Below are 26,167 nucleotides of genomic sequence, written 5' to 3' on the forward strand. Positions count from 1 at the left end.
AATTATTTCGGGTGACCAGGACTTGGTGATGAATAAGGGCAAGGAGCACCGCAGGAAATTGCGGAGGCTCCCGCAGAAAGGCTGCAGGCCTGCGGGATACCCAATTTGCGAGGAATTCCTTGGTGTGCGGCCAATGGTGAATGGCTCCCGTATCATCAGCAAGTCCTAACTTGCGGGATAATTAGGTGTTTGGAATTGATCTGACTGGGCATAAAAAAACCGGAGCTAATCCGGTTTGTGCAGCTGGTATCATTACCCGTATTTTTCGAATCCGTAAAAATGGGTCATCAGTACAAACCAACTCAAGTTAGAACCTGGGCAATTATATACAGCAATCTTAGGGACTGCTTAAGGGGATCCTGCTGATCTTTTCCATCAGGATGATATCTGCCATATCTCCCAGACATTGGCTGCTGTAGTCTTTATAGCAGTATTCATCGGTATCCTCATCATAGGAGATCAGTCCCAGATCAGGATAATCCAACCTTACAGACTGGACAAATCTCCCTGGGGTAAAAATATATTTACCGTACAGGCTTACTTCAGGGTCTTCATAGTCGTGCATTACAGTAATGTCCAGCCTTACTGCCAGCCGGGTAATATCCCGCATGTTGGGGTGCCAGTTGGTGTCATAGGTAATAAGGGTGTAAAACTCCCTGGAACATACATTGATATCGAACATCCAGTACTCAAGTGGATCCAGAGACATGTTCGGCACAAGGGATGCATCTTTGGCAATATCCGCCTGTTTCAGCTGCTCAAACAGCTGATGGATTTCTTTCATGGCGGCTTCTGAACCGAAAAAGCTTACCAGATTGTAGCATTTGTTTGCCATCTTCTCAATAGTTAAGTGAATAAATCAATTTATTGAGCAGTTCCAGCTGTAAAAAATGAATCAGGCAAGGTGGAGATACAGAAATTGCGGAGGCTCCCGGAAGCTTTTTTATGGCTGGGAGGGATACCTAATTTGTGTATACTACCTTGTGCGTTGGACAGGAAAATGGGTGCCGTTTCAGTTTTTACAGCTACCTTAGTGACATAAATTGATGTCATCCCTCCCCCGGAAATCACCCATTGAAGGGTCAGGAGATTTTCTGAAAATTATTTCCCGCTGGAATGATAGCTGCTCCACTGCTCGTCGAGTTCTTTAAAGGAGCCTACCTTTTTGGTTATGGCAATGAAAGCTTTAATATCGCTCTCACGGGAATTCCAGGGAAAATCATATTGAAAGGATTCTCCGCTATAATTTACCTGCAGTGAGATGGGAGACCTGTTTTTCAGGCCTTGCATATAACCTGCGATCTGGTTACAGCATTTATAATATTTCGGACTTTCCGGATCAGATAGTTTCATGATGCCGCTCAGTTTACGGATCTGGCAGATCCTCAGCCCAAATTCAGATGTGCGCTTGACAAACTTTTCACGCCTTTTTCTAGGTTTTACCAGGATGAGGTCAGCGGTCAGTATTTCTTCGGTATAGTGGGGATATTTTTGCCGGATAACTTCCAGTGCAAACAAAGGCTGGGTTTTCCAAGTTCTGCGGGCAAACTTTTTCCTGCGGTTATTCAGTAAGATCACTGTCCTTCGTTCTGCCTGTTCCAGGCTAAGCCGGAATGGTTCCGCATTCTGCTTAGATTTAATTGCAGTTCGAATAATGGTGGATATCAGCGGAGTTTCTGGGCTGACAAGAACTGCAAAAAGTTCGGGGTAACTGAATTTCTCCAGTGTTGCTGTAAACAGCTGGATCAGCGTTTCAGCCGGATAGGATAGGAGAGATTCATGCTGATTTTCAGTTTGGATTGCTGAGCGGACTTCAGAATTAGGAGGATTTTCCATGATTTGCTTTTTTATGCAAGCCAGGGAAAGAGCAGCAGCAGGTCAAGGCTGGCGCAGCCATTCATATAGCCTTTATCGGATGATCCGGTCTTTCTATTTTAGCATATAAAAAGCAATGAGTGAAGCGGCCAAATTCATTATATTTGATTTCAGGTAGTCAGCGATTAAAGCTGGCGTTAATCATATAGAATTATGCATATATTTTCCGATTTAGAGAACGATACGATCCGGGTCATTAAAGCAGATGGACAGCAGCTTCCAAAAGAGTATAAAGCTGTGGTCAATAGAAATGATATTCAAACTTTTGACGTAAGTATAGATGTAGAGGAAGGCGACTTCATCGAACGTTTATTGTCTAACGGTAAAGCTGAAAAGTATCTGGTATCAGAGAGTCAGTATAGTGAAGGTATGCCGCCGGCAATTCCACCGTTCTATAAGTTTAAGGTCAGTAACATCAAATCCATCCCTACTGCCAGTTCTGTTGCTTCAACCAATGTTTATCATGTAAGTGGTAATAATGCCAGGGTATTAAATAATTCTGTGGATCATTCCAGCAATGTGGTGAATATCAGTAATGATAAAATGTTTGAGGAACTTCGCGCCCTCATTGAAGCGCAGTTGCCGGATACGGGATTGATCCCATTGGTAAACGAAATGGAACAGGCGAGAGGTACCAGCGGTTTTGCTGCAAAATACAATGCATTTATTCAGTCTGCAGCAAATCACATGACCCTTCTTGCTCCGTTTATCCCACCTCTTACCGCATTGTTAATTCCCGGACAAGCTTTATAGATCATAATATGAATAATTTTGGAATATCTCACAATGATACGGTACGTATACTGAGTAAGGATGGAAGCGCTCCCTCCAGGAATATCAAAGCAAAAGTTACCCCTGAAACGGTAGTGACCTATGAAACAGACATAGTCGTAAAGGAGGGCGATCAGGTTGAACGGCAGCTTTCTAATGGTAATACGGAACTTTACGACATTTTTGGCGTTCACTATACCGAACAGGGGAGGATTAAACCTCCGACCTATGAGTTAAAAGTAGCTAAAACAACAGCAATACCGCGTCCTGTAGCGGGGAATATCGTATATATACTTAATGGAAATAATGCCAGGGTATATAATAATTCCAGCGATAATTCTTCAAATGTTGTGAATGTTAGTCCAACCGATCTGTTCAAGGAACTTAAAAATGTGATCAGCACCAAGGTGCCTGATAATTACATCCTTCTGGTGTTAGCTGAGGCAATGGAAAAGGAAAGTGGTACTGATAAGTATCTAAAAAGCTATGTGAAGTTTATAGAGGAATCAGCAACACATCTTACAGAACTTCATCCATTTATTCCTGGCCTGAGTTCTCTTATTAAAGTGATATAAAAATATGTTTGGTTTCAAGGATCGAATTAAGATAGTGAAGCAATCAGGTGATAGTAATGATCAGATTCTATCGGTCTGTTTTATGAAAAATATCGTTTATATCAATGATGCCAAAGTGGATATTTCGGATGGAGATTTTATTGATAGGGTACTTCCCAATGGTAATGTTGAGCGGCACATCATTCTTGACACTGGATTTAAATCGGGTACCGGATGTGATCAGGATCATTTTGAATGTCGGGTAAGAAAGTTAACTGCGGAGCTGCCGATTAAAAAATCTGAAACAATTTACCACATAAACGGCGATAATTCACGGGTATATAATAACTCTTTAGATTTTTCAAATAACACTGTCAAACTATCGGGGGATATTAAATTCGAAGAGCTTAAAGCAATTTTTTCAGGCAGAAATAATGAGTCAGTAATTCTGAAGCATATCAGTGAATTGGAAGAACTGAAAGACAGTAATGATTATAATCAGAAATACAAGGACTTCATAGATCTTTGTAGAGATTATATGTATGAAATTTCACCATTTATTCCTTCATTAACTAAATTTCTGAAGGTGATTTAAAAAACAGCCGCGTATTTGGCACAAATGCAAGGCTTCCCGGTCAGGCTGTGCCTGACCGCCGGCAAAAATTCCAGATATAAGTGTTGAGGAAATCCCCGCCTAAACGGGGATTGGCTCTGTTCTGAAATTCTCCAAGTTCATAAAAAAGCCCCGGTAAGGCGTGTAGCCCTTTTCTAAAAGTTGTTGCAGCAGGGAAGCCCCGTAATTTGCCAGCGCAGAATTAATGTAAAGGCTCTGCTCGTTTAATGATTGTAACATAGAACAACTTGGGGATGGATCAGCCTTTTCTGAACTTTTCAGAAGTTCCCCGAATTCTTCTGTTACTGAAGGTAAATTTCCAACAGGTATGAACTTCTTTGATTTCGGTTGAGCTACTGTTCCAGTAGTTGACAGTATGGCCTGACCTGTGTATTTTGAGTTTCCGAAATCAAGCCAGTATGCGGGTCTGTCCCTGTGGAACTGGTAGGAGCCTTTGATGCCGGAAAGCATTTTGGCAATACTGAATCTTGTGCTGACGGTGTCTACGCAGGAAACGATCAGATTGGCGAGCTTGTCCTCAGAAAGACGTGATCCTTTTAGAGGCTCATAGGCATGGGGAACTGCTTTCCAGTTGGTGCCATAGGATCGGTTGATGTGAGAAACCAATGCGACGGCCTTGTTGACCTCTACATAATTGCGGTTGAATTCTGACCTGCCCATGTTAGGCAATTCAACTTTGTCAGGATCAAATACTGTTACGCTGAATCCGGGGTGATCCATTGCGGTCAGGGCAAGGTCAGCCCTTGCTATGGCATGCAGGAAATGACTGCCTGTACCTCCACAGCCTACTACGATCATGGAGATCGGGTTTGTCGGGTTCAGCAGGTTCTGCTGAATGAAATGAACTTTAGTTTTTTGAATTGATTTGCTCATGATATCAGGTCTTTAAGGGTTTTACCATTCTTTTTAAGGGTGCCTACCGGAAAGCGTTTGTTTTTGCCAACAAGGTTTTGCCAAAGTTCAACGACATTGATCTTTACCGGAGAAATTCCTGTTAGTAGGTGGCTGAAGGTGCTGTGGAAGAAGTAATTCTGCCATTTGCCAATAAATTCTTCCAGTGAGCATCCGGGTTCAATTTCGATGCTCACATTTCCCATACATACTTTGCCATCGGGTTCCATATTAAAAAAGGGGGCATAGTAAAGGGTGGTGTCAAGGGCAGGTCTGCCTTTAGCCGAAATGGCATGGACTTCCAGTTTATTCTTGGATGCTTTCCATATCATCTGAGGGAGGTATGCTTTCCCATCTTCGATAGGCAGATCGGCACCAAATAAGACCTCATGTTCCATTTCCGGGGTATGCCAAATGGCACAGCCCGAGGCACCGGGGTCAATAAAAAGTACATTTTCAGGTATTAAACCCTTACTGCTGAGAAAATGTTGGACATGTTCTGAACACAGAACAGCGGATAAAGCATTTCCTTCGTTTACAGAAAGGGGATGTGCATTGATCGGCTGACCGTTTGCATCCATATCATAGCTTTCAATATAATACTGCTCGGTTCGTGGAGCATTAAAAACGACAATAGCTTTCACAGGACGAAAGGTATTGTCAAGCAGGTGTGCGATGTTATTCATGGTTTAAATCAGTTAAGGTGTCGGCTAATCTGTTCAGGAGGTCAAAAAAACGGATCTCGAAATCATGGTTGTGATGTTCTTTCTTTTGGGGCTTATCAAAATATTGCAAGGCTGAAGGTTCGGCAATCATACAGTATTCGGCCAGTTGTTCATTTATGGTCTGCCACAGTTCATCGTATAGAGAATCTTCATTGCTCCAGTAAAAGGAAATGTATTGATCGGGGGAGATGCACTGGTTATCCTCATAAGCTTCCCGGGGCAGGATGTCGTAACGCACAGCTTCCAAAACAGACCGGGAAGGGTATTTGCTAAAGAGATCGAAAGCCTGTTTAGCTGTTTCCAATAGTTCGTTTTCCGCTTTTGTTTGCGGTTTAAATGCGGAGAGTCTTGAGGAAAACAGTTTCAGTTGGGCGGGATCGCTGATCTTCTCCAGTAATTCATTTCCTGAGTGATTCAGGTAGGCGAAATGTTCAAGGTGGGCATCAGCCTGTTCGCTGTCCTCTTCAAAATCAGCGAGAATCCAATCTTCAAGTGTTTTATATATGTAATGCATGTAATTTCCTTTTTCAGCATAGTAGGCCACATGATGTACCTGATAGAGGTAGGCAAAAATGGAAAGTAGTAATTCTGCAGGTTCGACCTTGCTGTTGTCATTCAGCATGTCAAAAAGCGGTTCCACAGGGATATAGTACAGGGTAGTTCGGGTATCAAAATCTTTAACTGTAGCTACGGTTGCGGTATGGCCTTCACCACGCATAATGGCCAGTTTAAGATTGCTGATCTTTGCCATTTGCCCGGTTGCTGATTGAAAAGTGCTGGTCATATTTTGAGGATAGGAAAGTCCCTCATCCCTGTCTGCGAGGAATCCATATAGTTTTTCAAGGTTAGAGAGTGAGTTAAAAAACTCACGCTCTACCAAACTGGTGTTCTGCAGACCCGGATATACTGCCGAGTTTAGCCTTGGAAAATGTGCCCTCAGAAAATCACTTCCACAAAACTGAGTGGTGCGACGTTGCGCCTGTCTTTTCTGATCTGTCCCAAGTCCTGCACTTTGCTTAGACCTGTTGCGAATTCTCCTATTTGCTGATAAAGTTTCCATACCTGTAGTTCTTGTTTTTCTTGTTCTTTGTAATTTTTTTTCGTGTTTTTCATGGTTATCCTTTTGTGCCTAGTGTTGTGGTGAACCGGTACTCTAACCTATCATCTTTGATCTCGGGGCCTTCGATCTTGGAGGTTGTAAGAATAGGGTAGGTTCCTGCATAGAAATTCATTACCTCCTGAGGGCTGAAGTTTGACGAGGGATCAGAGAGTGTGCGTTCCTGCTGATTGTGTTTTAATAGAAACACCCTTTCAAGTTTTGCTGTAACGATCATAATGTTGGGATTAAGGTTTATAGTAAGGACAATTGTTTGCTTTTGTCATCCAGTTCCTTGCGGAGTCTGGCCAGTTCAACCCGTTTTTCGGGGTAGGTTTTTTCATCCGGGAGCAAGGCAAGGGCTTCAGTATATTTACATAGGCCGTTGAGTTCCTCAATCTTTTTAATGGCTTCCTCATACTGCTGTTTCAATACTGCGCTGTCATCAGCTTTGGGACTTGGGCTTGTTGTGGTGGGCTTGCTTTTTTCCTTAAGCAGTTTTTTAGCCTGTTCGATGCTTTTCTGCACTTCGGAGTAATTGCTGAACACTTCACTGATCTCCTTAAGTGGGGCAGTAATGCGGGTAAAGAAAGTATCGTCCAAGACCTGCGGAAGTTCGTTGAAGATCATCGGGGTAAAAGTGATCCCGTCCTTTTCAGATTTAGGGTCACTCATCAATACAGAAACGATCATTCCCTGATCTGCCTGTGGTGCGATATGTATAGTCCATGAACCCTTGCACTGAAGGTGTTCTATGATGCGGAAAAAGTTGGTTTTCATAATGCTTGTCGCTAAAAATTGAAGAAAAAGCGGACAGTCCTGACGCTGTCCGCATCAGTTTGTTAGAATGGCAGATCGCCCTCCGGAATGGGAACAGTATCAAATTGCTCTAAAGGCTGAAGCCCTGCGCCTGAACTTACCGGAGCAGTTACCTCTGCAGGTAAAACCTGCTGAGGGACAGCAGCACCATTGCTGTACAAAGTGATCTTGTCTACACGGAACGTCAGGCTCGCTCTTGGTTCGCCCTCAACAACATAGGCTCTTACCCCGGCCATACCTGCCAGTTCCACGATCACCCCTTTTTTAAGGTACATGGCAATACCTTCGTTCAGCCAGTAGGAACACTCAAAGAAAGTGGTCACCTGTTTTTTCTCCCCTTTACTTTTGTAGGTCTCGTTGTGGGCAAGGTTAAACCCTACAACCTTTTTGTCTGTTTTAGTGGTACGAACCACTGCATCTGCTGTCAATCTTCCTGTGATTTCCATAATTAATAGTTTTTAAGTGTTAAAAAATCTGGTCAAAAACCATTTTGGTCTTTGATAGAGGCAACACACTTGCGCGGGGGGCAGGAAGACAAGGCTTTGAGGCAAAAAATACTACCCGAAGGGCTGGAGATTATTTGTCCAAACCCGAAGGGCACCGGCCTTGGCTGACGATGAGGGGTAAATTTGCCTCAGCAAAGACCAAAAGTAACCATCGGCATACTACATCGCAGATACCGCTAAAGAAAAACAGTACAGAAATATTGTGAAGGCAGAAATGACAAATGCCATTCCCGACGAATGGGTCGGGACGCAGGCACCCGAAGGGCAGCGCACAGCGCTGTTGGTCTTTTCTGGCGAGAAGAATAAGCAATTTTATGATTAATCGAAACTAAGGCTAATTTCGATTCCGGTTAATTAGTATCGGGGTTAACTTTAGGTGAGGCAGGGAGGTCAAACATCGATAGATCTAAAAACGTGATGAAACTTTGGAATAATACATTATAATCCACCGGCACCTCGTTATCGTTAAGAATTTTTAAGATATTGCCAGGGAAATACCATACACTATTAAGGGTATTGATACTTTTTGTTTTGCCAATCAAGGCATAATAAAGAATCAGATTTATATTCAACCGGATCTTTTCTTTCTCAAACTGGCGAAATAGTTCAGGTTCTGCCAATGCAGAATAATACCCATCAGAGAATGTAGCAACTTCCCAGGGCTCAAGTTCTTTTTTAATAATTAAATTATCATTTTTTTGATCGAGAATACCCTGATCAAACCTTTCTTCCTGACTGGATCCTGTGTAGCGTTTATCATGGGGGATTTCAATATAGGTGATTTTCTCATTTTGTAATTCTTTGATAGCGGGGTCATCTTTACTAATACCGATTTTGAACCTGGAGAACTTCAAATCGTCTTTGAGCAGGTTTGCTTTATTTGATCTGAGCACGTTCTTTACTTCTTCAAACCTAATTTCCCCGTTGCTTCTATGGTATTGCAGTATTTTGGAAATTGCAAAATGATAAATATTTTCAGGTAATACATTGATGTAATCTGGAGGCAAATCAAACCAGGAAATGACAAGATCCTTGAAAGAATAATGCTTTAACATAGTCAGAACAAATCCAGGCTCATGCTGCCGGATATAATCGGCCAATAGGGTGCGGTAACCTTTCTCTGATATTTCCTGTATTTGGTCTATCAATGTAACTGACTGCTGCCATTTAATTATACCTTTGTCTTCGAAAATGGAGAGCGCCTTATCGAAGCTAAAAAAGGAATAGTCCTTCCGCTGATAATACTTAGTCCAGAAAACCGAAATAGATAGCAGGTCGATCTTTCGATCCTGATGTAACGCAAGCCGCAAGTAAGTCAAAATATCAACCCACATATCAAAACTACCCTTTTCCTTATATTTGGCTAAGAAATCCTTTAGTGATAAATTGAGATAATCATTTTGGTTAGGCAACTTGCCAAGTGCCAATAGTTTCTTTTTAACATCATTTAAGACCCAGTTTGACCGGAACCCCTCAATTTTTAGCTTTTCAAGAATATCAGACAAAATATAAATTGCTTTCTGTTCGTCCCCATCTATATATTGCTGAACGGCAAGTGTTAATCCTTTGAAATTTGGTCTCTGGTCTTTAAAAATATACAGATCTTCTAAAATGTAGGCAACAGCTTCACGGTGATGAAAACTTTTAGTGTCATTTAGCAACTGATTTATTCTTTCCTCAGACAGTGGTTCTTCATGTTCCTCGAAGAATGTGGCCTCTTGTTCAAGATCATTTCTCAGCTCCCTATAAAAATGTTTGGTGTCATAATGCTCGTCACTTGTTGTATTTAGCAGTAATGATCCATCATTAGTACGCAGATAATACCACATACCAAACAAATAACGACTGCTTGTAACATCTTCCTCAGTAAAACCATGCTCCTGCAGGGCTAATATATAAGTATAATAAAATTCATTGAGCGTTGACATATGGTCACGACTCACAATGTTGATGATCAATGATAAATCATAATAAGCTGTAATATCAAGATCATCAGCTGATAATTCCGGGAGCGTTTCCCTTAGTTGTTTATAGAAATCCTGAATAGCCTCAAAATCGACAACTTCCCGCATTAATTCCTTAAAATTATTTATTGAGGAGTACCATTTCACAATGGCTTTTTTTTCCTCCTTACCCAGGTCGAAATGAACATAACGTGACTGGAACCTTTTATTTCCAGATAACAAGGATTGATAAACAACAGAATTCACCTTATTTAGAGTGCCTGAATAGTTAACCTTGCTTTTCCTTAAATAGGTAATCAAACTGTCGTGGAAAAGCGAGATCCGGTTAAGGCGGCGTTCAAATAAATAGGGATGTTCAATCACAAACTCGTTAACGTACAGGCTACTATCGCTTTCAAGAAAAAGACTGATCTCAGACTGCATGATAAAGCCCCGTGAACATAGAAATAGTGCCAGGGCCTGTTTTCCCTTCTCATTTTTTATAATCTTGTCATAATACTTGTCAAGGGATTCAAATCTTTCAAAATCCGGAATATTGCCGTCCTTCTTATATTGTTCTGCTATATACTTCACCAGTATCGGGTAACCGTCTGTGAGTGTATAGATTTTTTGGATCAGATCATATTCGTCAAAGTGGTAAAGTTCGTTCAGAACTTTTTTAGTCTGCTCTCTGTTCCAGTTGGATAGTACCTGCTTGTTCCAGGTAAGAGTTCTGAGTAAGGGCCTGCTGAGAATAATTGTCTTCGTGTTTTTCTGAAGTTTGTCAATAAATTGAACATACTCCTCCAGATCATCAGGATTGTAATTTTCAACGTGGTCAAGACCGTCTATTATAACCGTTACATCTCTTTCTGATATTTTTTCAATGATCTCGTCAATAGTATGCTCACGGTAGTCGCTAAATAATTTTTTAGAGAAATCTTTTAGAAAATTCCTGAATTTCAGCCTGTCCTCATAATCCTTGTCCTGGTTGGAGACCCAGAAACGATAGAGTATGCTTTTATATTTGAACTTCTTTTCCAAAAAGCTGACCAGATGGCTCTTCCCAACTCCGGGTTTTCCTTCCAGAACCAAAATGTTTTCACCCTCCAAAATTTTAACTGCAATTTCAACTGTGGGTTCGACAAGATGTGTTTGAAAAATATTAATAGGTGGCAAGTCTATTTTGGACATCTTAAAAATGCGGTTGTCCAGGCAGTTGCTCAGGAATTGATCGATTAAGGATTTACGCAAGTAATCAGTTTTATAAAGTTCGTCCACTATAGTCTCAATTTCAGTACGGCTGAGAGAAACTATGTAAACGTCCGCTATTTTTTTAGTAGGGAAGCCAAGAATGTGGCAGTCCGGGACGAAATTAATGTCTTTAAAAAACAACACATTTGTAGAGGATGACAGTAGGTGCTCTTTTCCGGAAATGGTAATTTTTCCATCTTTAACGATTAAAGAATCGAATGAAAGATTGTCGATATCTTTAATCTGGAAAAAATAGGTATTACCACCTGAAGTTAGTTTTATATCATCAAATTTATGTCCTACGACAGCTTCCAGTTCAATACTGTCAAAATCCCTTTCCACGTCCATATAAGCGAGCAACATTGTTGCTACCTGATGCTGGTATGTATATCCTATTAGCGCATTTCTCATAGTTCTTAATTATAGCAATATAAGATCTATTCGAAAGACATAAACTTTTGCGAAGAGGTTTCTTTGGTTGTGAGGCATTATTTGTTAGGTTTTGTTCAGCTAATATCACTAATACAATTGAATTTCTTTTACCGGGATTTTTGAAAACCCGCTATTTAAGCAGCAAGGGACAGAATAATGGCGTGCATGCCGGGAATGGATGTAGTTCTTATGTTTCGGTTACCTTGGGAAAGATTTATCTGTGAAAATTTTTTTTATAGATTAGCAGTATAGAGCTATGGTCGATTTAGAAACAATAGACAAATAAACTTCAAATTACCAGCGCTTTAGGGACTTTCCTGTTAATGTATGGTATTCTTCAAAGAGCCTGTCATATAGTCCCTTCTCAAATTTATATGGGCCATATGAGGTATCATATTTAGTATATTCCCGATCTTCCCTGGTACAGGAGACGTCTATTCCTGCCCGTATCATTTCTGCCGTATTGTTGGTCATTTTTGTATCATCAGAGGTAGACGAGATAACTTCAGCTGTCTTTGATCTTCTGTCTACAATGATCTGCGCATAACTACCCATTGTTTATAGCTGTTATGTCTTTTTTGATCCTGTCTGCTTCAAGTTGAAACTTAGAAACAATCGCCGGGATCTGGTATGGATCGTTTGTTACTTCATGTGCATATTGCTCAAAAGTCTTAAGGTCATTCTCACGATGCTTTAATAGCGATGAAGCAGTAGTAGTTAATGGCATTTCATCACTGGTCAATTCCTTTATTTTGTTTTCCAGGACTTGTTTTAGGTCCTGAACGATTGCTGTTAATTCTTTGATCATATTCAAATATACACCAAACAAAAGCAACCTCAAAAGTTACAACCAACATGATTAAAGAAAATTAAATGGGGCGGGATGCAGGCTCCCGAAGGGCTTGTTGAAATGAAAAGGCCTCAGTAGATGTCAATACTTAACAAGGCAATCATCAATGTTCAATTATTGTCCATACATCATCTTCCAAATGAAAATGGATGGAATTGAAGGTATCTGAGATTTCTGAGGGATTTAATTCGGAAGCAAATCTGATTGTGTCCTGGATGATCAGTTTAAAACCATCCTGAGAATCCAAACGTCCACTTAAATATTTATTGCATTGATTTACATATTCAATCGGTGAAGTGGCAACAGACTGGCAATTCTGGAAATATAATTTTTCAACCCCTTCTGTCGCGTATCCAAAAATAAAAGGTTTATGATCATCATACAGACCAATGAGTGTAATCGTGCTTCCTTCTGCAACAGGGTATGCCTTTATAAAGCTGATTAATTCCGACGGATATAAAACACTGACTTTCTGCAGGTGAGCTGCAAGGGTTGACCCCCAAACTGCGTCGCCTGTGATACCGCAAGCGAGGTGGTCGTTAATTTTAAAAATCTTTTTCATCTCATCGGAACGAACGATCATATCATTCTTATCGCGGTAAGTTCTTTTTCTGTCTGCAAACAGTACAATGTCTTTTGGTAACTCTAGAATTGCGAAAACTATACTCATGATTTATATAATGTAAAGATTAGCTCTTGATCCACCAAGATACATTTAAAAATATTGCATGGCAGGCTTTCAGATCACCATCAGGCAAAAGGGCTGATCATTTGTGGAAACTTGTTGTTCAAAATTGACTACATTAATCGAAATTTGAATTGAAATAATCCAAGCGAAATGGTTGTCAAACTTTCCTTTGAACTTAAATACTATATCCCAATTGTTGATGACATTACTTTCGTCCATAGTTATGCTGATTTTGCCACTTTTAAATATAGGTTTGTTAGGATAGCCCATATTTCTGACGACCCGGTAATAGCTGAATTTTCAACAACCACGATTATTATTGAATTCATTCCGGAAATAGAGGTTAGTAGCTGGGACATGGAAAAGCATGCCAAGGAGGCGTTCATTGCATGTCTGCTATTTATTAACCAATACCTGGATGCTTACAGACTTGCAAACAATATCGAGTTTATAAGTAATTTTACAATCCCCGATCTGCCCCCGTATATCATAATGATTATTGGTGATGATACAATTGGATATACATTACCTCATTTGACAAAAGTAGCCGGGATCAGTACTCCGAGCAAGGACATGACAAAACTGGCTACCGAAAAAATAATTGTATGGGATGCATATAGACGCTTTGGAGTAATAGATAAATTCAGAAGTAAGGCGATTTATCACCTTTACACGGAAGAATTTATGTTTGCCATTATAGAATTACAGACATCATTTGAAGCATATATCCGGATGTGCCAGCACCTTATTCTTCAAAAGCAGAATCTGCCTGAGGCTGAAATAGAGAAACACCTGCTTTTTCCTTTAAAAAATACAATTGAACAACATTTAGCAAAAGCACTTAAGGAAAATCTGGATTTCAAAACAAATACGCATATTTCAAAATGGAATCTTTGTTTGTATAAATTGAGAAATGAGATCATACATACAGGCAGGATGGTATTCTTTGGCAACGAAGCGTATGAAGCTTATGATTCTTATCAGGAGGTGATCAATTATCTTTCAGACCTGATGGTAAGGGAAAAGCTTATTTCAGCAGATAAGAACATCGATGTCACCGATCTTAATAAAAATATATTCGAAAACCATGATCCAATCCTTGCAAAAGAAGAGCTGAAAAAAAGAGGCATTCTGACCTTTTTGGAAGGAAATGATCTTGAATCCAAGCCTGCTTCCGGCAGTTAAGGAAATAAAGTGGGTAATACGCTCATCACGGCCACGATTAGCGCTCCAAGCCGAACAGCGATTTTACGATTAAGCTTGAGTTGGGGCCGTGACAAAAGGTCCTCGTTAATTTCCTCTCAGTCCCGGGCTAATGCAGCATTTAAAGTTTAACTCTGATGTGTGCGTAGCGTTTTAGGATGGAATACTCTGGTTGCACAAATTGGGATGAGGTGCGGATCTCGTAGGTAAAAAATAGTTAAACACTTTTGTAACTGTGTTTAGGTATTGGAAATAAGAATTTTTATTTATATAATTGTGAATGCTTGTTGGCAAGCTTGCCCGTTCGTGCAAAGATTTCATCAGCCAATTATATTGTTTAATAAAGCAAACCTACCTGCTTATTATCCAAACAAGATTACGAACGCAATAAACCTGGATGATTAGTCGGTATTAAAGGAATGTTTTATTATGAAAACAGTTGAGTACTTCAAACTCCAAGCAAAAAATCTGCACAAAGATTTTAAAACCCAAAATTCTTATTTCGATCCCACTTATGGGCACGACGTTTACGAGTATGCACCAAAGTTTTTCGATGTAGATGCACTGGCTCTCGATTTCGATATCGATGAGCACAATTTTACCTTAATGAACGCTCAGCACTATATTGCACGTTTGGCGGGATTTCGAAAATGGACTGATATGCTGAAAGCATCCACCTCAACATTAGAATTATCAAAACTACTCTTTGACAACATGCACAAAGTGAGTGTTATTGAATGGGACATTTATATTTCTAGTGAAGAACGTGACAAAGGTTTTCGTTTTGATGACGAATTTAAACTGGATATTTTCAAAGCGGTCTTTGACGAAGTAGATGGCCATCAAAGTGACGGCACAGACTACCGCTTACAGCGAGAAACAGAAATGCCAATGAATGAAAGTCAAAATGTTAAACCAAAAAAAAACGAAATGGAAAATAAAATTACCGTTAAAATTACTGCCCTACCATTGGTGGGAGAAGATAGAATAGAATTTGTTAATACGGCCAATGAAGTATTTGAGGACGTCTTAGAAAGACTTGAGCCAGAAAACCCTGACTCGGTTCGTAAATTATGGGATGCAGAGAAATATATCGATGAAAGTCTGTTGAGACCAGATATGTTGCCAATCGATAGAGATTATGCGCTTTCTTTGATTGATGCATTCTTGGTTCATCATGTTATGGAACTTGCCGTTGAAACGGACAATTAGGTTATCCAACTTAAATAAATGGCTATTTATTAGGAATGGGGGATTATTCAGAAATTTGTCATCGGATTACGCGTACAGTTTGAACTGGGGTTCATGCTGTACGCGCTATTAGAGTGATGTTCGGATCTCATACTTGAAAAATATATGGTGGAGATTGGGAAGGCTTCAGTATTTGGGGTTATCCATATTTGAAGATTCGTAAAACATCCTACAAGTCAATTGAAAAGTTGGGGTGGCCAGTTTGCCCAAACGGAGTGACCAATTTGCCGAAATACAAAAATAGATCTTCGTAAGCTAGCAAAAGAACAAGTTCCTAAACGTGATTGGTAGGGAAAGCCAGCATGGCTTGAACAGAAAGCAGGTCTGTTGTAATAGGTAGCATTGGTCTTGCTTTCCAAAAGAAAAAAGGTGATTTAAGTTGGAAAGGTATCTCCAATAAATAAAATAATAAATTTTTTAGTCCTCTTTTAAGTGTCGAAATTTATAGAAACATAAATTATAATAGCATGAAAGAACTTTTACCATTTTTTACGGCACTTGCCAACCCTTATGAAGCTTACCTTTCTGAAAATAAAGGCACTAATGATGATGTTGAACTGATTATTGCGTATAATACTCACAAGGATGAGCACCTTAAGCAAACAGCAGAAGAGTTAGACCGTCTTCTGGAGGGTAACGCAGCACAGGTCAGGCTTCAGGCTACAGACGTCACTAATAACTGGGAAATTATCGTTACAAGCCAGGGAGAAATTAATGACAGCTTTACACTCTTTAATGTCAACATCCACCATCTTGCTATGAATGTAATTGAAGAATTCCTGGAACGCAGTCAGCAGGTTAAACTGACACTTAAGCACAATCAGAGACATAAGCTAAATGCTGTGTTCAATCTTGATATTGTTGAATTGCAGCAAGAAAGCTCATTTCTCGACATCCCTATTGATTTGGTAAATGCGACTATTGAAAGTTTGAAAAATAATGATAAAGCAAAAGGATGAAAATAATGGATCCTTGAATAAAAGGCGGCTATAGCTGCCTTCTATTCTCTTATTATTATAGTGTTTGCTACAGCGACTTTTTTTTATTGAGGAGATTATTTTATTCAGAATCTTCTTCTTTTAGGAGGTGGCTAATGTCTCGCTTTTTATAACTCTTTTTTGCTTGGCGCTTAACAACTTCCCAGATTAGTTCTACATCAGTATCAGTAATGTCGGCAAGCTTCAGTAGGTCGTTAACCGTAAAATTCTCCGGTGCGCTAAACTTCGTAACATATCCATCATGTCCTATACCCATAGCTGAAATTAAACCAGTTTTATACATACTACCGACATCATCCATTTTTGTAACTGTACCTGTTTCAAAACGAGACTTGATGTTTTTTAAAGCATTTTTAAGTGTTTTGGGATTAACTCTCTTTTTGTCTGTCATGGGATATTTTCTAACTAAAATCCGCATGTACCCCTACACATGCAATAAATAACAATTTAACCCAATTAAATAACATTGAATTAGTGTTATAATATTTGATATTAGTGTTATAATTAGTTATATTTGAGTGTAAAATTATGATGACAGTGTGAAAACACCTTAATGCGATAATTGTTTAGTTAATTAAATGGCATTTGAATTTTGAATCTTGCTTTGAGAATGTAGGAATTTTTAAAGACGCAAGATGCAGGAGATAGATGCCCATTCATTATCTTTGCCGGTAATGATGGGCTCGCTCTTGTATGCGTCAAGCCTTCCTACAGGCCTCAAAGCGTACATTGAGTGGGGCCCATCATTTTTGCCTTCAGCTGTTTCACTCAAATAGATCAAGACTCTTAGCGCCGAAGCGTTTGAGTTATGATTAAAATCAAAGTATTCCTCTTTACTCTAATTATCTGTCCACCGGATTAGATAACCTTCATCAAAGCGGGCGGCTCTGGCACTTAGGGATAGTGTGCTTTTGTCGCCTCGCTTTGTCTTCCTGTGGCATTCTCTTAGACCAACAATCAACTAACTTAAAACCATAATCAAATGAAAAAAACGATACCTACTATCGTGATGGCCGTGCTGTGCCTGAGTTTTGGCACTTACGGTCAGGATAAACGCACTTCTCCCAATCCACTCAAGGTGGGTGAGCTTATACCTGCAGAACTACTGAATAAAACATTAGATCTTGTAGACCACAAGGGCAAAAGAAATGAAATAAAACTTGCCGATGCAAACGATAAACTAATAATTCTGGATTTCTGGGCGTCATGGTGTGGACCCTGCCTGGAATCACTAAAGAAACTTGAGGTGTTACACAAACAATTTAAAGAAGAACTGCTCATTATGCCCTCCACTTACCAAGGAGCAGATACAGCTTCCAAATCTCTTTTAAAGAACGGGATAACAATGTCTTCGGTAATGGGAAAAAGTAATGAGTTTATGAAACAATACTTCCCTCACCGTTTTGTTCCCCATCAGGTATGGATAAAGGACGGCAGGGTTAAAGGTATAACCGCGCATTATGCTACCAATGAAGCAAATATCAGGGCAGCAATAGCAGGTGAACCGATTAAGATCAAAACTAAGGAAGATATTGCCAATTACAGCCGTATCACTCCACTTACCGTGTATGCCCATCAGAAAGGTGTTAAAGTGAATACCCAGCTTACGGTCAGTCCTTACATCGAAGGTCTTGGATCAAACAGCGGCAGATACTCCCTGGACTCTACCCACACAGTGTATTATTACAACCACCCTGTGATTTCTATGTACGCTGATGCGCTGGATATGAATTTTAACAGGATCATCCTCGCCATGAAAAACGCACAGCAATACACCGATCTGAACATTGAACCGGAAAATAGGCAATTTAACTTCCAGCTGCTTATCCAACAGGATAGTAAACAGAACATGACAAATCAAATTTTGAAGACTCTGGACTGGAGCTTTCATCTCAAAGGATTACTTTGTAAAAGAAAAGTAGACTGCTATGTCATTAAAAAAGGGGAGCACAAAACCCAGGCAGTAACAACAATAAGCGGAAATAAACAGGTTATAAAAATGCCCGTTTTTTTGAAACTGCTTAACATGAGCCAAATCTGGTCAGCTGATCAGCCCATATTTCTGAATGAATCCGGATTTAATGGTGACATCACGTTTGACAAGCCTCTTAATAATCTGAAAAAAAACATTCCGGTTCTGGAAAAGACCCTATCGGCAGTGGGTCTGAAACTTGAAAAAGTAACAAGAGAACTGGAAATGTATGTATTAACAGATGCCGAATAATCATTAAGCAAATAAGATGAAAAAACATTTAATATTCTTCATATGCCTTCTGGTATTCAGTTTCTGCAAGGCAACCGCCCAACAGGACCATGTACGGGGTAAAGTAACCAGCATGGAAAACAGTAACCCGGTTTCCCATGCAACGGTTCAATGGAAAGGAACAAAGATTATTACTTCTACGGCCGATGACGGCAGTTTCAGCATCTCTCGAACAGCTGCAGACTCAATTGTAATCACTGCTGTTGGCTATCAGACCCAAACCGTTTACGGAAAATCAGCCGGGCTGATCCAAATCAAAATGTCACCAATGATCAATGAACTCAAAGAGTTAGAGGTCGTCAATACCGGGTACCAGAAAATTCCGCTGGAAAGGGCGACCGGATCCTTCGGGTTCGTCAGTAAAGAAGTGCTAAACCGGACGGTCTCCACGAACATCCTGGACAGGCTGGAAAACGTCACACCCGGACTGCTGTTCAACAGGGGAGATGCACAGTCGACAGATGCCTTTCTGATCAGGGGACGAAGTACTATTAGTGCTGATGCAAAGCCGCTGATCGTATTGGATGACTTTCCTTATGAAGGAGATATCGGCAACATCAATCCCAACGATATTGAGAATGTCACCATTCTTAAAGATGCTGCGGCAGCATCAATCTGGGGCGCAAGGGCAGGAAACGGCGTAATTGTCATCACCACCAAAAGAGGGAGAACAGGCATGCCTGAAATCAACATCAGCAGCAACGTCAGCTTCCAGGGCAGACCAGACCTCTTTAATGTGAGCCAGATGAGTGCATCAGACGCCATTGACTTGGAAAGAAAACTATATGGACTAGGAAAATTCGCTGGCGCCCTAAAAGGTCTCTATTACAATCAGCCCCTCACCCCGGTCGTAGAATTACTGGTGGCAAAACCCGCTGATATGGATCAGCAGATCGAGGAATTGAAGCAATATGATGTGCGTGATGATGTAAGTAAATATCTTTACCAGACAACTGTCAACCAGCAGCATAGCATCAACATCAGCGGATCCCAAGAAAAGATAAGTTATTATTTTTCCGGCGGATATGACCAAAATACCGGAAACCTCAGTGGTCAGGACAATAAGCGCGTGACGCTGAGATCAGCCAGTACCTTTAAAGTAAATTCAATCCTCCAGCTTTCGGCAGCAATCACCTATAGCAGGGATAGGGACAGCAAAGGCAGTAATTCGGGTTACAGTTCCGGCAGAGGCTATTATCCATATGCAAGACTGGCCGATGATAACGGAAATTCGCTTCCGTTGTACTTTGACTACCGAAAACCTTATATTGACACCGCAGGACACGGCCTTTTGAAGGACTGGACTTACCGGCCGCTCGATGAGATCGGCAGGGAGGAGCATAAAGTTATAACCGGTAACCTTGTGGTCAATACCGGGGCCAGCCTGAAACTGCCCTTTGGTTTCTCCTTTGATCTGAAATACCAGTACATGAACCAGCTGACCGATCAATCTGATCTGTTCAGGGCAGAATCCTATTATGTCCGTGACCTGTCTAACCGTTTTGCCCAGCCCAAAGCCGGAAAACAATTTGACTTCCCCATACCGGAAGGGGGAATGTTTGACGCAGTGAACTCCGAACTCATTTCCCACCAGGGAAGGGCGCAGCTAAGTTTTGCAAAGAACTGGAGCAGCAGACATAGCGTAAACGCCATCGGGGGTTACGAAATCAGGAATCAGGTCACCGACAGGCGGAGTAGCCGCTTCTACGGTTATCAGCCCGACCTAGGAACCGTTGCTGCTACTGTTAATTACACTACAAAGTACAAGCTGTATTCCACCGAGGGAACAGTAAATATTGAGCCCCGTCAGGATATCGGTAAACTGACCGATAATTTCCTCTCCTGGTTCGGTAATGTCGCCTATACCTACAACAATAAATATACATTATCCGGTAGCATCCGAAAAGACGAAGCAAACCTTTTCGGTGTAAAAGCAAACCAGAAAGGAACTCCTTTATGGTCTGCGGGTGCAGCATGGCTGTTGCATAACGAAGTGTTCCTGGAGAACCTACCTTTCAGCCTGCTGAAACTCAGGGTAACCTATGGGATAAACGGAAACGTTTCAAGGCTGGCCAGTGCATATACCATAGCAAGGTATGGCGGTTCTGCCACCACGAACCTGGTATCGGCGACACTGATGTCCCCTCCGAATGAAAACCTCAGATGGGAAAGGGTAAAGTCCTTTAACACCGGGATTGATTTCGCGCTGAAAAACGAAGTAATCTCCGGGTCTGTAGAATATTACGTAAAGAACGGAACCGATCTGCTCGCTCAGGCGCCAACCGATCCGACTTATGGCTTCAGTAATTTTTACGGAAATGTGGCCGATATGAAAGGAAACGGATGGGATATTCAGCTGAACAGCAGGAACCTGAACGGAGCGCTGAAATGGAACAGCAACCTGATATTCAGCAGTGCAAAACAAAGAGTGACCACTTACCTGATGCCTGTCAGCAAATCCCCGGTACCTTACCTGGGCGGTGGAATCAGCCCCATTGTTGGCAAACCGCTTTACAACGTTTTTAGCTACCGCTGGGGTGGGCTTGATCCGCTCAACGGCGATCCGCTCGGCTTTTTTGAGGGCAAGCAGAGCAAGGACTATAACAAGATCTACAACACCTCACCGCTGGACAGCCTGATCCATAATGGCCCGGTACAACCGGTGGTTTTCGGGGCGCTGAGAAACACGCTGAGTTACCGCAATTTTACACTTTCGTTCAACATCAGCTATAAGTTCGGTGGTTATTTCAGGACAACTTCAGTGACCTATTTGGGAGTCAATTATGGAAAGGGCGGGCATGGAGATTATGCCCTGCGCTGGCAGCAGCCGGGTGATGAAAACAGGACCCATGTTCCGTCCTATGTGGCTGTTAATAATGATAACCGGGATATGTTTTACAGGAATTCCGATGTGCTTGTTCAAAAATCAGACGTGATCCGGCTGGAAGACCTGAACCTTTCCTATGCTTTGAATAAAAATATGACCCGAAAACTTCCCTTTAAATCGGTTAGCCTGTTTGTGTATGCTTCTAACTTTGGAATGCTGTGGAAAGCCAATCACATCGAGATAGACCCATATTATAATAATGTACCTGCCGAGCGCATGAAGTTTGCCATAGGTACCAACCTAACCTTTTAAATCAACAATGATGAATAAGATACTTATCGTTTTAGCCGCATTGGTGATGGCCACTGCTGCCTGCAAAAAATCAGATTTTCTGGATGAAAAACCGGATATTAAACTGGTAGTACCTAAAACGCTGAAGGACTTCCAGGCCATTCTTGACAATGACAGGGAAATCAACGGAATCCCTGGCGGACAAGGGCTTGTTCCTCATCTTGGCGAAACTGGTGCAGATAACTATTTCCTGCTTGATGCAACCTTTAACGCCATCAGTAACCCGCTTTACCGCAACTATTACCTCTGGGCAAAGGATGTGAACACCAGTAACCCAGTGCCGGACTGGAACAGGCCCTATTTGTCTATTTTTTATACCAATGTGGTACTGGACGGACTGAAAACCCTGACAGCCGGAGAACAAGATACCGAAGCTTTCAGAAAAGTAAAAGGAAGCGCCCTGTTCTACCGGGCGCATGCCTTTTATCAGCTGGCACAGGTATTTGCTCCGCCATACAATGAAAGTACAGCTTCAGCCATGTGGGGCATTCCGCTCCGTTCCACTGCAGATGTAGGGGAGAAGCTCAGCCGGGCAACACTCCTTGAAACCTATACTCGTATATTGGCTGATCTGCAGACCGCAAAAGGGCTCCTGACCATAGATAATATAATCAAAGAGCGTCCCTCAAAGCAGGCGGCTTTTGGCTTGTTGTCCAGAACCTGTCTCGCGATGATGCAGTATGAAAAGGCATACCTGTATGCTGATTCCTGCCTGCAACTGAAAAGCAGCCTGTCAGATTATAACAATTTAAATCCGGATGCTTTTTACTCTTTTGCAGGCAGCGATGTAAAGGCGCAGGAAGTCATTTTTTCAAGCATTATGATTGGGCCTGATCTGCAGATTCCTGTTAATATCTTTCAAGCGAAAGCTGACCCCGATCTTTACGCCAGTTATGCAGACGATGACCTGCGCAAAGTGATCTTTTTTGCACCAGGGTTTCCCTCCGGTAACCGCTTTAAAGGCAGCTATCTTGGAATGGATAATCTTTTCGCAGGGATTACGACCGATGAGGTACTGCTGATCCGCGCAGAGGCCGCCGCAAGAACAAACCGGGTTCAGATCGCAAAAGATGACATCAACAGGTTACTGGTCAAACGGTGGAAAAAAGGCAAGGTTTACCCGGTATTTTCCTCCCTGGACGCTGAGGAAACTTTAAACTTCGTTTTAAAAGAGAGAAGAAAGGAGTTGGTCTTCAGGGGATTGAGGTGGACAGATATCCGAAGATTAAACCTGGAAGGGCGTAATATCAGCATCCGGCGTACCATCAGTGGCACGACCTATGAGCTGAAGCCAAATGATATGAATTATACCTATCCAATCCCGCTGCAAGTCACCGGATTCAATCCGGACATGCCGCAGAATCCAAGAGCAGGGCAATAGGATCTAAAAAAATAATAAAAAAGGGCAGGTATGATAAATGCCTGCCCTCATTACTCCAGAGATTTAGCCCTTATGGGGTCGTAATCTGACGAGGGATGTTCTCGTCACCTGGATTGGTCGCTGCATTGGTCGCTCCTGGATCAACGAAAAATCCTTTAAGGCAGTTTTCAGGTAGTGTAATCACAGCAGGGCATGAAACACCTCCTGGGGGATTTTCAGAGGGGGTTGAACTTAACAGCTCATAAGTATCTGTCGTTGGATTATTGTAGTACCAGTAATAGGGATCTACACGTTTTGCATTGTTTTCTGCAGGTTTAGCAGAAGTAAATGCGCTTCCAGCAAAAGCCAGAACAATGGCAGCTATGCCAAACAATTGGGTTTTCATATTTATTATTTTTAGAGTTAGTGCCTACTTTTTTACAGGTGTTCAGCAATTTCCTGATCCGATTCGCGCAAATGAATATTTTAAAATCAATTGAGATGATGATTGTTTATGCGGTAGTTTCTTATAGCCTCGATGCCCAGCAGTAAGAATCCCAAATTAAAGATCATGTGGTAAAACCAACCGAGACTGGAGATAATCCCGCCGCAGATGCAAGGTGTATGTTCACTGAACGATAACATGAAAGCAATGTAGATGGTAAACGCAGCCATTAAAGTAGTGAAGATGTAGAGCCCAGCTTTTCTGCTGCGGCTGAATACCATCATACCTGCAGAAAGAATTTCTGTTCCAGGGATCAGCCAAACCAGCACAGCAGCAAAGTTTGAGATGTATGGTGAACTTCCGAGCTGCAGGCGAAAATTTGCGAAGTCCATCAGCTTGCTAAAGGCCGCATAGGAAAACAGCAGGATGCATAGAAAAACAATAAACTCCGAGATCGATGTTTTCTGACCAGCTGCTTTTCCTTCAGGGAATTCTTTCAAAATATAATCTTTCATGAGAATAAGTTTGTTGATTCAAATTTGACTGAAAATTTTTCCTGAAAAATTGTTGACTAACAATATTATTTATGAAAATTTTCTTTACATTTTTCGCTGGATTTCTAATAATCTCGATTTGTACTGTTGTAGCGTGCTTTTTCCCTGCAGTAATTCGCCTCCGACATCTGCAGAAAAGAAGCCGCTGATACATTTGGAATTTTGTTCATCGGGTAAATCCGGGCAAATTCCTTGATTCTTTCCCGTTCAGTAAGTGCCATCAGTCGTGTCCTGACCGCTTCGAGCTCCTGTTCCAAGAATAAGATGTGCTCCACGAGTTTGTGGGTCTCAGGAAAAGGTTCCATATGGTTTTTGAAATCCTCGCGGCTGATAAACATCAGGTTGGTATTCCCGATCACCATTAGTCGTATGGTGGAGCGTTTGTCATTGAGAAAACTTCTGAAGTCCGTAAATATACTGCCGGGCAGATATATGCGGATGACCTGTTCGATGCCATTCTGATCTGGTTCCACAGCGATGACTATTCCCTCAAGTATGGACCAGGCGAGGGTTGCACGGTTGGGGGGGATCAATAGTTCCTGTTTGTGGCTGCCGCTTTGCGGATGCATCAGTGGCGGTAAGGTAATTGAAAATCCGGTTGAAAGCGGAAACATGGAGCCTAAAGCATCCAGTAGTTGGTTAATGTCCATGGGATAGTAAATATGGAAGGACTAACTAAAGAGAACGTTGATAATTCCGTACGCTGAAATGCTCATCGAGCCATTCCATCATACCTGAAAGTGTATCCCAGAGTTTGAGTGCAGTGGGGAAATCTACATCTGTGGATTTACGCTGGAGGCTCCCTGAAGAGATAAACAATGTTTTTTCTGTATAAAAATGCATGGCTACAAAATTAAAGACATCATGAATATGCTCCTTGATTAGGATGCCTTTTTCGAGTTGTATGCGAAAAAACAGTGCAAGCTGGGGTACGGTCAGCAGTGACAGCACCCTGAAAGATTCTTCTGAAGAGCGCTGATCTTTCAGTGCCGCCCGGCGCAGAGCAAGCATTGCTTCGAGTGCCTGTTCTTTCTCGTTGTAATACTGGCGGAGGTCATCCCATATGGATGGCAGATTGGGGTGGAGCCGATATTTGGAAATGATCTGTTTGCGCAGCAGCTTTTCTTTTTGGTTAAGAATGAACTCTACCTGTTCATGCAGACCGTTGATCTCGTACAAGTGCCGATCAGTCTGTTCGATCTTAGCCAGGTAGAAATCCGGCTGATTGAAATCCATACTGATCATCAGAGTACATAACTGGTCGTCGTTCATACTGGTTATTTTGTGGCATTGTGAGCAAAAGCCAGAGATGTAACTGATGCCATAAGACGAAAGATCCTTTTTCAGGAGATTTGAGAGACCTGTAATGACCATTCTGGCAAGAGTTTGTGAGACGGCTGAGACCGAAAGGTCGGTTTTTAACTCCCTGACTTGCTGTCTCAGTTCAGGAATTACCTTGTGCAGTCGGAAATCAGATACCCTTGACTGGCTGTTCTGATACCGTGCAAATTCAGAATTAATAAAGTCCAGCAGGTTTTCCATGCAGGAAAGTGAATTCAGGTAATTTATGCGGATTAATACTGAGTCAGGATGAGATTCCCATTTTCGCCGATCCCTGAAAAGGTATTGGTTGAACTGGTTGCTGAACAGCACTAGCTGATCCTGTAGGGCGGCAAGCCATGCCTGTTTTTCCTGCAATGATGCAGCGCCTAGGAGGTTAAAGATCATTTCGGATTTTAACTGGCCGGATTCCTGCTCAAGGAAGGATTTCCATTTGTCAAAGTCTGTTTTTTGAAGTTCTTTGAGCGTTAGTGTCCGGGGAGTCAGTTGTGAGATGAATGCATGGAGATTTAATAATGTTGAGTTCATAGTGGGAT

26 protein-coding genes are annotated in these 26,167 nt (G+C 41.6%); 9 read left to right on the top strand and 17 right to left on the bottom strand.

All coding sequences use genetic code 11. From position 1 onward, the window contains the following. Window positions 1-337: 337 nt before the first annotated feature. Window positions 338-835 (bottom strand): DUF1281 family ferredoxin-like fold protein, encoded by a 498-nt coding sequence (locus EZ444_RS05865; protein WP_131607780.1) that lies wholly within the window; start codon window positions 833-835, stop codon window positions 338-340. Window positions 836-1,101: 266 nt separating this feature from the next. Then, a complete protein-coding gene (locus tag EZ444_RS05870; protein WP_131607781.1) occupies window positions 1,102-1,836 on the bottom strand; it encodes a hypothetical protein in 735 nt (244 codons plus the stop codon). 192 nt (window positions 1,837-2,028) lie between these two features. On the opposite strand from EZ444_RS05870, the gene EZ444_RS05875 reads away from it, so the two are divergent. The 3 genes from EZ444_RS05875 (at window position 2,029) to EZ444_RS05885 (ending at window position 3,795) form a co-directional block, all read left to right on the top strand. After that, window positions 2,029-2,628 (top strand): hypothetical protein, encoded by a 600-nt coding sequence (locus EZ444_RS05875; protein ID WP_131607782.1) that lies wholly within the window; start codon window positions 2,029-2,031, stop codon window positions 2,626-2,628. Between the two features lie 8 nt (window positions 2,629-2,636). Beyond that, complete coding sequence (locus EZ444_RS05880; RefSeq protein WP_131607783.1) at window positions 2,637-3,221, top strand: hypothetical protein; 585 nt, start codon at window positions 2,637-2,639, stop codon at window positions 3,219-3,221. Window positions 3,222-3,303: 82 nt separating this feature from the next. Continuing rightward, a complete protein-coding gene (locus tag EZ444_RS05885; protein ID WP_131607784.1) occupies window positions 3,304-3,795 on the top strand; it encodes a hypothetical protein in 492 nt (163 codons plus the stop codon). A 99-nt stretch (window positions 3,796-3,894) separates the two neighbouring features. Here the strand turns inward: EZ444_RS05885 and EZ444_RS05890 are convergent, their stop codons facing one another. The 10 genes from EZ444_RS05890 to EZ444_RS05935 form a co-directional block, all read right to left on the bottom strand. Beyond that, window positions 3,895-4,707 carry a PRTRC system ThiF family protein gene (locus tag EZ444_RS05890; RefSeq protein ID WP_131607785.1) on the bottom strand — a complete coding sequence of 271 codons (813 nt, stop codon included), beginning with the start codon at window positions 4,705-4,707 and terminating at the stop codon, window positions 3,895-3,897. After that, entirely contained in the window at window positions 4,704-5,411 is a 708-nt protein-coding gene (locus EZ444_RS05895) for a PRTRC system protein B (protein WP_131607786.1), read from the bottom strand. Before EZ444_RS05895 ends, EZ444_RS05890 begins: the two co-directional genes overlap by 4 nt. Then, window positions 5,404-6,510, bottom strand: coding sequence for a hypothetical protein (locus tag EZ444_RS05900; RefSeq protein WP_131607787.1), 1,107 nt, complete (start codon window positions 6,508-6,510; stop codon window positions 5,404-5,406). Before EZ444_RS05900 ends, EZ444_RS05895 begins: the two co-directional genes overlap by 8 nt. Window positions 6,511-6,565: 55 nt before the next feature. Further along, window positions 6,566-6,784 (bottom strand): PRTRC system protein C, encoded by a 219-nt coding sequence (locus EZ444_RS05905; protein ID WP_131607788.1) that lies wholly within the window; start codon window positions 6,782-6,784, stop codon window positions 6,566-6,568. Between the two features lie 17 nt (window positions 6,785-6,801). After that, the gene (locus EZ444_RS05910) at window positions 6,802-7,326 is read right to left on the bottom strand and encodes a hypothetical protein (protein WP_131607789.1); all 525 of its coding nucleotides are present in this window, start codon (window positions 7,324-7,326) and stop codon (window positions 6,802-6,804) included. A gap of 62 nt (window positions 7,327-7,388) precedes the next feature. Continuing rightward, window positions 7,389-7,811 carry a single-stranded DNA-binding protein gene (locus EZ444_RS05915; RefSeq protein ID WP_131607790.1) on the bottom strand — a complete coding sequence of 141 codons (423 nt, stop codon included), beginning with the start codon at window positions 7,809-7,811 and terminating at the stop codon, window positions 7,389-7,391. Between the two features lie 410 nt (window positions 7,812-8,221). Continuing rightward, entirely contained in the window at window positions 8,222-11,479 is a 3,258-nt protein-coding gene (locus EZ444_RS05920; RefSeq protein WP_131607791.1) for an AAA family ATPase, read from the bottom strand. A gap of 315 nt (window positions 11,480-11,794) precedes the next feature. Further along, window positions 11,795-12,055 carry a hypothetical protein gene (locus EZ444_RS05925; protein ID WP_131607792.1) on the bottom strand — a complete coding sequence of 87 codons (261 nt, stop codon included), beginning with the start codon at window positions 12,053-12,055 and terminating at the stop codon, window positions 11,795-11,797. Continuing rightward, window positions 12,048-12,308: a hypothetical protein gene (locus EZ444_RS05930; protein ID WP_131607793.1), complete on the bottom strand. Its 261-nt coding sequence runs from the start codon at window positions 12,306-12,308 to the stop codon at window positions 12,048-12,050. The genes EZ444_RS05925 and EZ444_RS05930 overlap by 8 nt, the downstream gene beginning before the upstream one ends. 145 nt (window positions 12,309-12,453) lie before the next feature. Further along, window positions 12,454-13,020 (bottom strand): Ntn hydrolase family protein, encoded by a 567-nt coding sequence (locus tag EZ444_RS05935; protein ID WP_131607794.1) that lies wholly within the window; start codon window positions 13,018-13,020, stop codon window positions 12,454-12,456. Between the two features lie 168 nt (window positions 13,021-13,188). On the opposite strand from EZ444_RS05935, the gene EZ444_RS05940 reads away from it, so the two are divergent. The 3 genes from EZ444_RS05940 to EZ444_RS05950 all read left to right on the top strand — a co-directional run bounded on the left by EZ444_RS05940 (window position 13,189) and on the right by EZ444_RS05950 (window position 16,451). Then, complete coding sequence (locus EZ444_RS05940) at window positions 13,189-14,223, top strand: hypothetical protein (RefSeq protein WP_131607795.1); 1,035 nt, start codon at window positions 13,189-13,191, stop codon at window positions 14,221-14,223. A gap of 447 nt (window positions 14,224-14,670) precedes the next feature. Next, a complete protein-coding gene (locus EZ444_RS05945; protein WP_131607796.1) occupies window positions 14,671-15,453 on the top strand; it encodes a hypothetical protein in 783 nt (260 codons plus the stop codon). Window positions 15,454-15,959: 506 nt separating this feature from the next. Further along, a complete protein-coding gene (locus tag EZ444_RS05950) occupies window positions 15,960-16,451 on the top strand; it encodes a hypothetical protein (RefSeq protein ID WP_131607797.1) in 492 nt (163 codons plus the stop codon). A gap of 100 nt (window positions 16,452-16,551) precedes the next feature. On the opposite strand, the gene EZ444_RS05955 is transcribed toward EZ444_RS05950, so the two are convergent. Beyond that, entirely contained in the window at window positions 16,552-16,881 is a 330-nt protein-coding gene (locus EZ444_RS05955; protein ID WP_131607798.1) for a hypothetical protein, read from the bottom strand. 591 nt (window positions 16,882-17,472) lie between these two features. Here EZ444_RS05955 and EZ444_RS05960 point away from each other — a divergent pair. From EZ444_RS05960 to EZ444_RS05970, 3 genes are read left to right on the top strand one after another with little or no spacing between them, the layout of a single operon-like run. Beyond that, window positions 17,473-18,714, top strand: a complete 1,242-nt coding sequence (locus tag EZ444_RS05960; protein WP_131607799.1) for a TlpA family protein disulfide reductase — start codon at window positions 17,473-17,475, stop codon at window positions 18,712-18,714. Window positions 18,715-18,730: 16 nt separating this feature from the next. Continuing rightward, a complete protein-coding gene (locus EZ444_RS05965) occupies window positions 18,731-21,892 on the top strand; it encodes a SusC/RagA family TonB-linked outer membrane protein (RefSeq protein ID WP_131607800.1) in 3,162 nt (1,053 codons plus the stop codon). 7 nt (window positions 21,893-21,899) lie between these two features. After that, window positions 21,900-23,312, top strand: a complete 1,413-nt coding sequence (locus EZ444_RS05970) for a RagB/SusD family nutrient uptake outer membrane protein (protein ID WP_131607801.1) — start codon at window positions 21,900-21,902, stop codon at window positions 23,310-23,312. Between the two features lie 70 nt (window positions 23,313-23,382). Here the strand turns inward: EZ444_RS05970 and EZ444_RS05975 are convergent, their stop codons facing one another. The 4 genes from EZ444_RS05975 to EZ444_RS05990 all read right to left on the bottom strand — a co-directional run bounded on the left by EZ444_RS05975 (window position 23,383) and on the right by EZ444_RS05990 (window position 26,159). Next, a complete protein-coding gene (locus EZ444_RS05975) occupies window positions 23,383-23,697 on the bottom strand; it encodes a hypothetical protein (RefSeq protein WP_131607802.1) in 315 nt (104 codons plus the stop codon). Between the two features lie 86 nt (window positions 23,698-23,783). Then, window positions 23,784-24,251 (bottom strand): MauE/DoxX family redox-associated membrane protein, encoded by a 468-nt coding sequence (locus EZ444_RS05980; RefSeq protein ID WP_131607803.1) that lies wholly within the window; start codon window positions 24,249-24,251, stop codon window positions 23,784-23,786. A 104-nt stretch (window positions 24,252-24,355) separates the two neighbouring features. Next, the gene (locus tag EZ444_RS05985) at window positions 24,356-24,940 is read right to left on the bottom strand and encodes a cyclic nucleotide-binding domain-containing protein (protein WP_131607804.1); all 585 of its coding nucleotides are present in this window, start codon (window positions 24,938-24,940) and stop codon (window positions 24,356-24,358) included. A gap of 25 nt (window positions 24,941-24,965) precedes the next feature. After that, the gene (locus EZ444_RS05990; protein ID WP_131607805.1) at window positions 24,966-26,159 is read right to left on the bottom strand and encodes a hypothetical protein; all 1,194 of its coding nucleotides are present in this window, start codon (window positions 26,157-26,159) and stop codon (window positions 24,966-24,968) included. Window positions 26,160-26,167 lie beyond the last annotated feature (8 nt).

The sequence above is a fragment of the Pedobacter hiemivivus genome (assembly GCF_004331685.1).
GTDB classification, from domain to species: Bacteria; Bacteroidota; Bacteroidia; order Sphingobacteriales; family Sphingobacteriaceae; genus Pedobacter; species Pedobacter hiemivivus.

Excerpts from the sequence above, each read along its gene's own strand:
- EZ444_RS05875 (WP_131607782.1), top strand. The coding sequence starts at position 2,029 with ATGCATATATTTTCCGATTTAGAGAACGATACGATCCGGGTCATTAAA.
- EZ444_RS05885 (WP_131607784.1), top strand. The coding sequence starts at position 3,304 with ATGAAAAATATCGTTTATATCAATGATGCCAAAGTGGATATTTCGGAT.
- EZ444_RS05910 (WP_131607789.1), bottom strand. The coding sequence starts at position 7,326 with ATGAAAACCAACTTTTTCCGCATCATAGAACACCTTCAGTGCAAGGGT.
- EZ444_RS05990 (WP_131607805.1), bottom strand. The coding sequence starts at position 26,159 with ATGAACTCAACATTATTAAATCTCCATGCATTCATCTCACAACTGACT.
- EZ444_RS05955 (WP_131607798.1), bottom strand. The coding sequence starts at position 16,881 with ATGACAGACAAAAAGAGAGTTAATCCCAAAACACTTAAAAATGCTTTA.
- EZ444_RS05920 (WP_131607791.1), bottom strand. The coding sequence starts at position 11,479 with ATGAGAAATGCGCTAATAGGATATACATACCAGCATCAGGTAGCAACA.
- EZ444_RS05945 (WP_131607796.1), top strand. The coding sequence starts at position 14,671 with ATGAAAACAGTTGAGTACTTCAAACTCCAAGCAAAAAATCTGCACAAA.
- EZ444_RS05950 (WP_131607797.1), top strand. The coding sequence starts at position 15,960 with ATGAAAGAACTTTTACCATTTTTTACGGCACTTGCCAACCCTTATGAA.
- EZ444_RS05870 (WP_131607781.1), bottom strand. The coding sequence starts at position 1,836 with ATGGAAAATCCTCCTAATTCTGAAGTCCGCTCAGCAATCCAAACTGAA.
- EZ444_RS05940 (WP_131607795.1), top strand. The coding sequence starts at position 13,189 with ATGGTTGTCAAACTTTCCTTTGAACTTAAATACTATATCCCAATTGTT.
- EZ444_RS05880 (WP_131607783.1), top strand. The coding sequence starts at position 2,637 with ATGAATAATTTTGGAATATCTCACAATGATACGGTACGTATACTGAGT.
- EZ444_RS05865 (WP_131607780.1), bottom strand. The coding sequence starts at position 835 with ATGGCAAACAAATGCTACAATCTGGTAAGCTTTTTCGGTTCAGAAGCC.
- EZ444_RS05970 (WP_131607801.1), top strand. The coding sequence starts at position 21,900 with ATGATGAATAAGATACTTATCGTTTTAGCCGCATTGGTGATGGCCACT.
- EZ444_RS05975 (WP_131607802.1), bottom strand. The coding sequence starts at position 23,697 with ATGAAAACCCAATTGTTTGGCATAGCTGCCATTGTTCTGGCTTTTGCT.
- EZ444_RS05925 (WP_131607792.1), bottom strand. The coding sequence starts at position 12,055 with ATGGGTAGTTATGCGCAGATCATTGTAGACAGAAGATCAAAGACAGCT.
- EZ444_RS05980 (WP_131607803.1), bottom strand. The coding sequence starts at position 24,251 with ATGAAAGATTATATTTTGAAAGAATTCCCTGAAGGAAAAGCAGCTGGT.
- EZ444_RS05905 (WP_131607788.1), bottom strand. The coding sequence starts at position 6,784 with ATGATCGTTACAGCAAAACTTGAAAGGGTGTTTCTATTAAAACACAAT.
- EZ444_RS05900 (WP_131607787.1), bottom strand. The coding sequence starts at position 6,510 with ATGGAAACTTTATCAGCAAATAGGAGAATTCGCAACAGGTCTAAGCAA.
- EZ444_RS05985 (WP_131607804.1), bottom strand. The coding sequence starts at position 24,940 with ATGGACATTAACCAACTACTGGATGCTTTAGGCTCCATGTTTCCGCTT.
- EZ444_RS05960 (WP_131607799.1), top strand. The coding sequence starts at position 17,473 with ATGAAAAAAACGATACCTACTATCGTGATGGCCGTGCTGTGCCTGAGT.
- EZ444_RS05895 (WP_131607786.1), bottom strand. The coding sequence starts at position 5,411 with ATGAATAACATCGCACACCTGCTTGACAATACCTTTCGTCCTGTGAAA.
- EZ444_RS05930 (WP_131607793.1), bottom strand. The coding sequence starts at position 12,308 with ATGATCAAAGAATTAACAGCAATCGTTCAGGACCTAAAACAAGTCCTG.
- EZ444_RS05965 (WP_131607800.1), top strand. The coding sequence starts at position 18,731 with ATGAAAAAACATTTAATATTCTTCATATGCCTTCTGGTATTCAGTTTC.
- EZ444_RS05890 (WP_131607785.1), bottom strand. The coding sequence starts at position 4,707 with ATGAGCAAATCAATTCAAAAAACTAAAGTTCATTTCATTCAGCAGAAC.
- EZ444_RS05935 (WP_131607794.1), bottom strand. The coding sequence starts at position 13,020 with ATGAGTATAGTTTTCGCAATTCTAGAGTTACCAAAAGACATTGTACTG.
- EZ444_RS05915 (WP_131607790.1), bottom strand. The coding sequence starts at position 7,811 with ATGGAAATCACAGGAAGATTGACAGCAGATGCAGTGGTTCGTACCACT.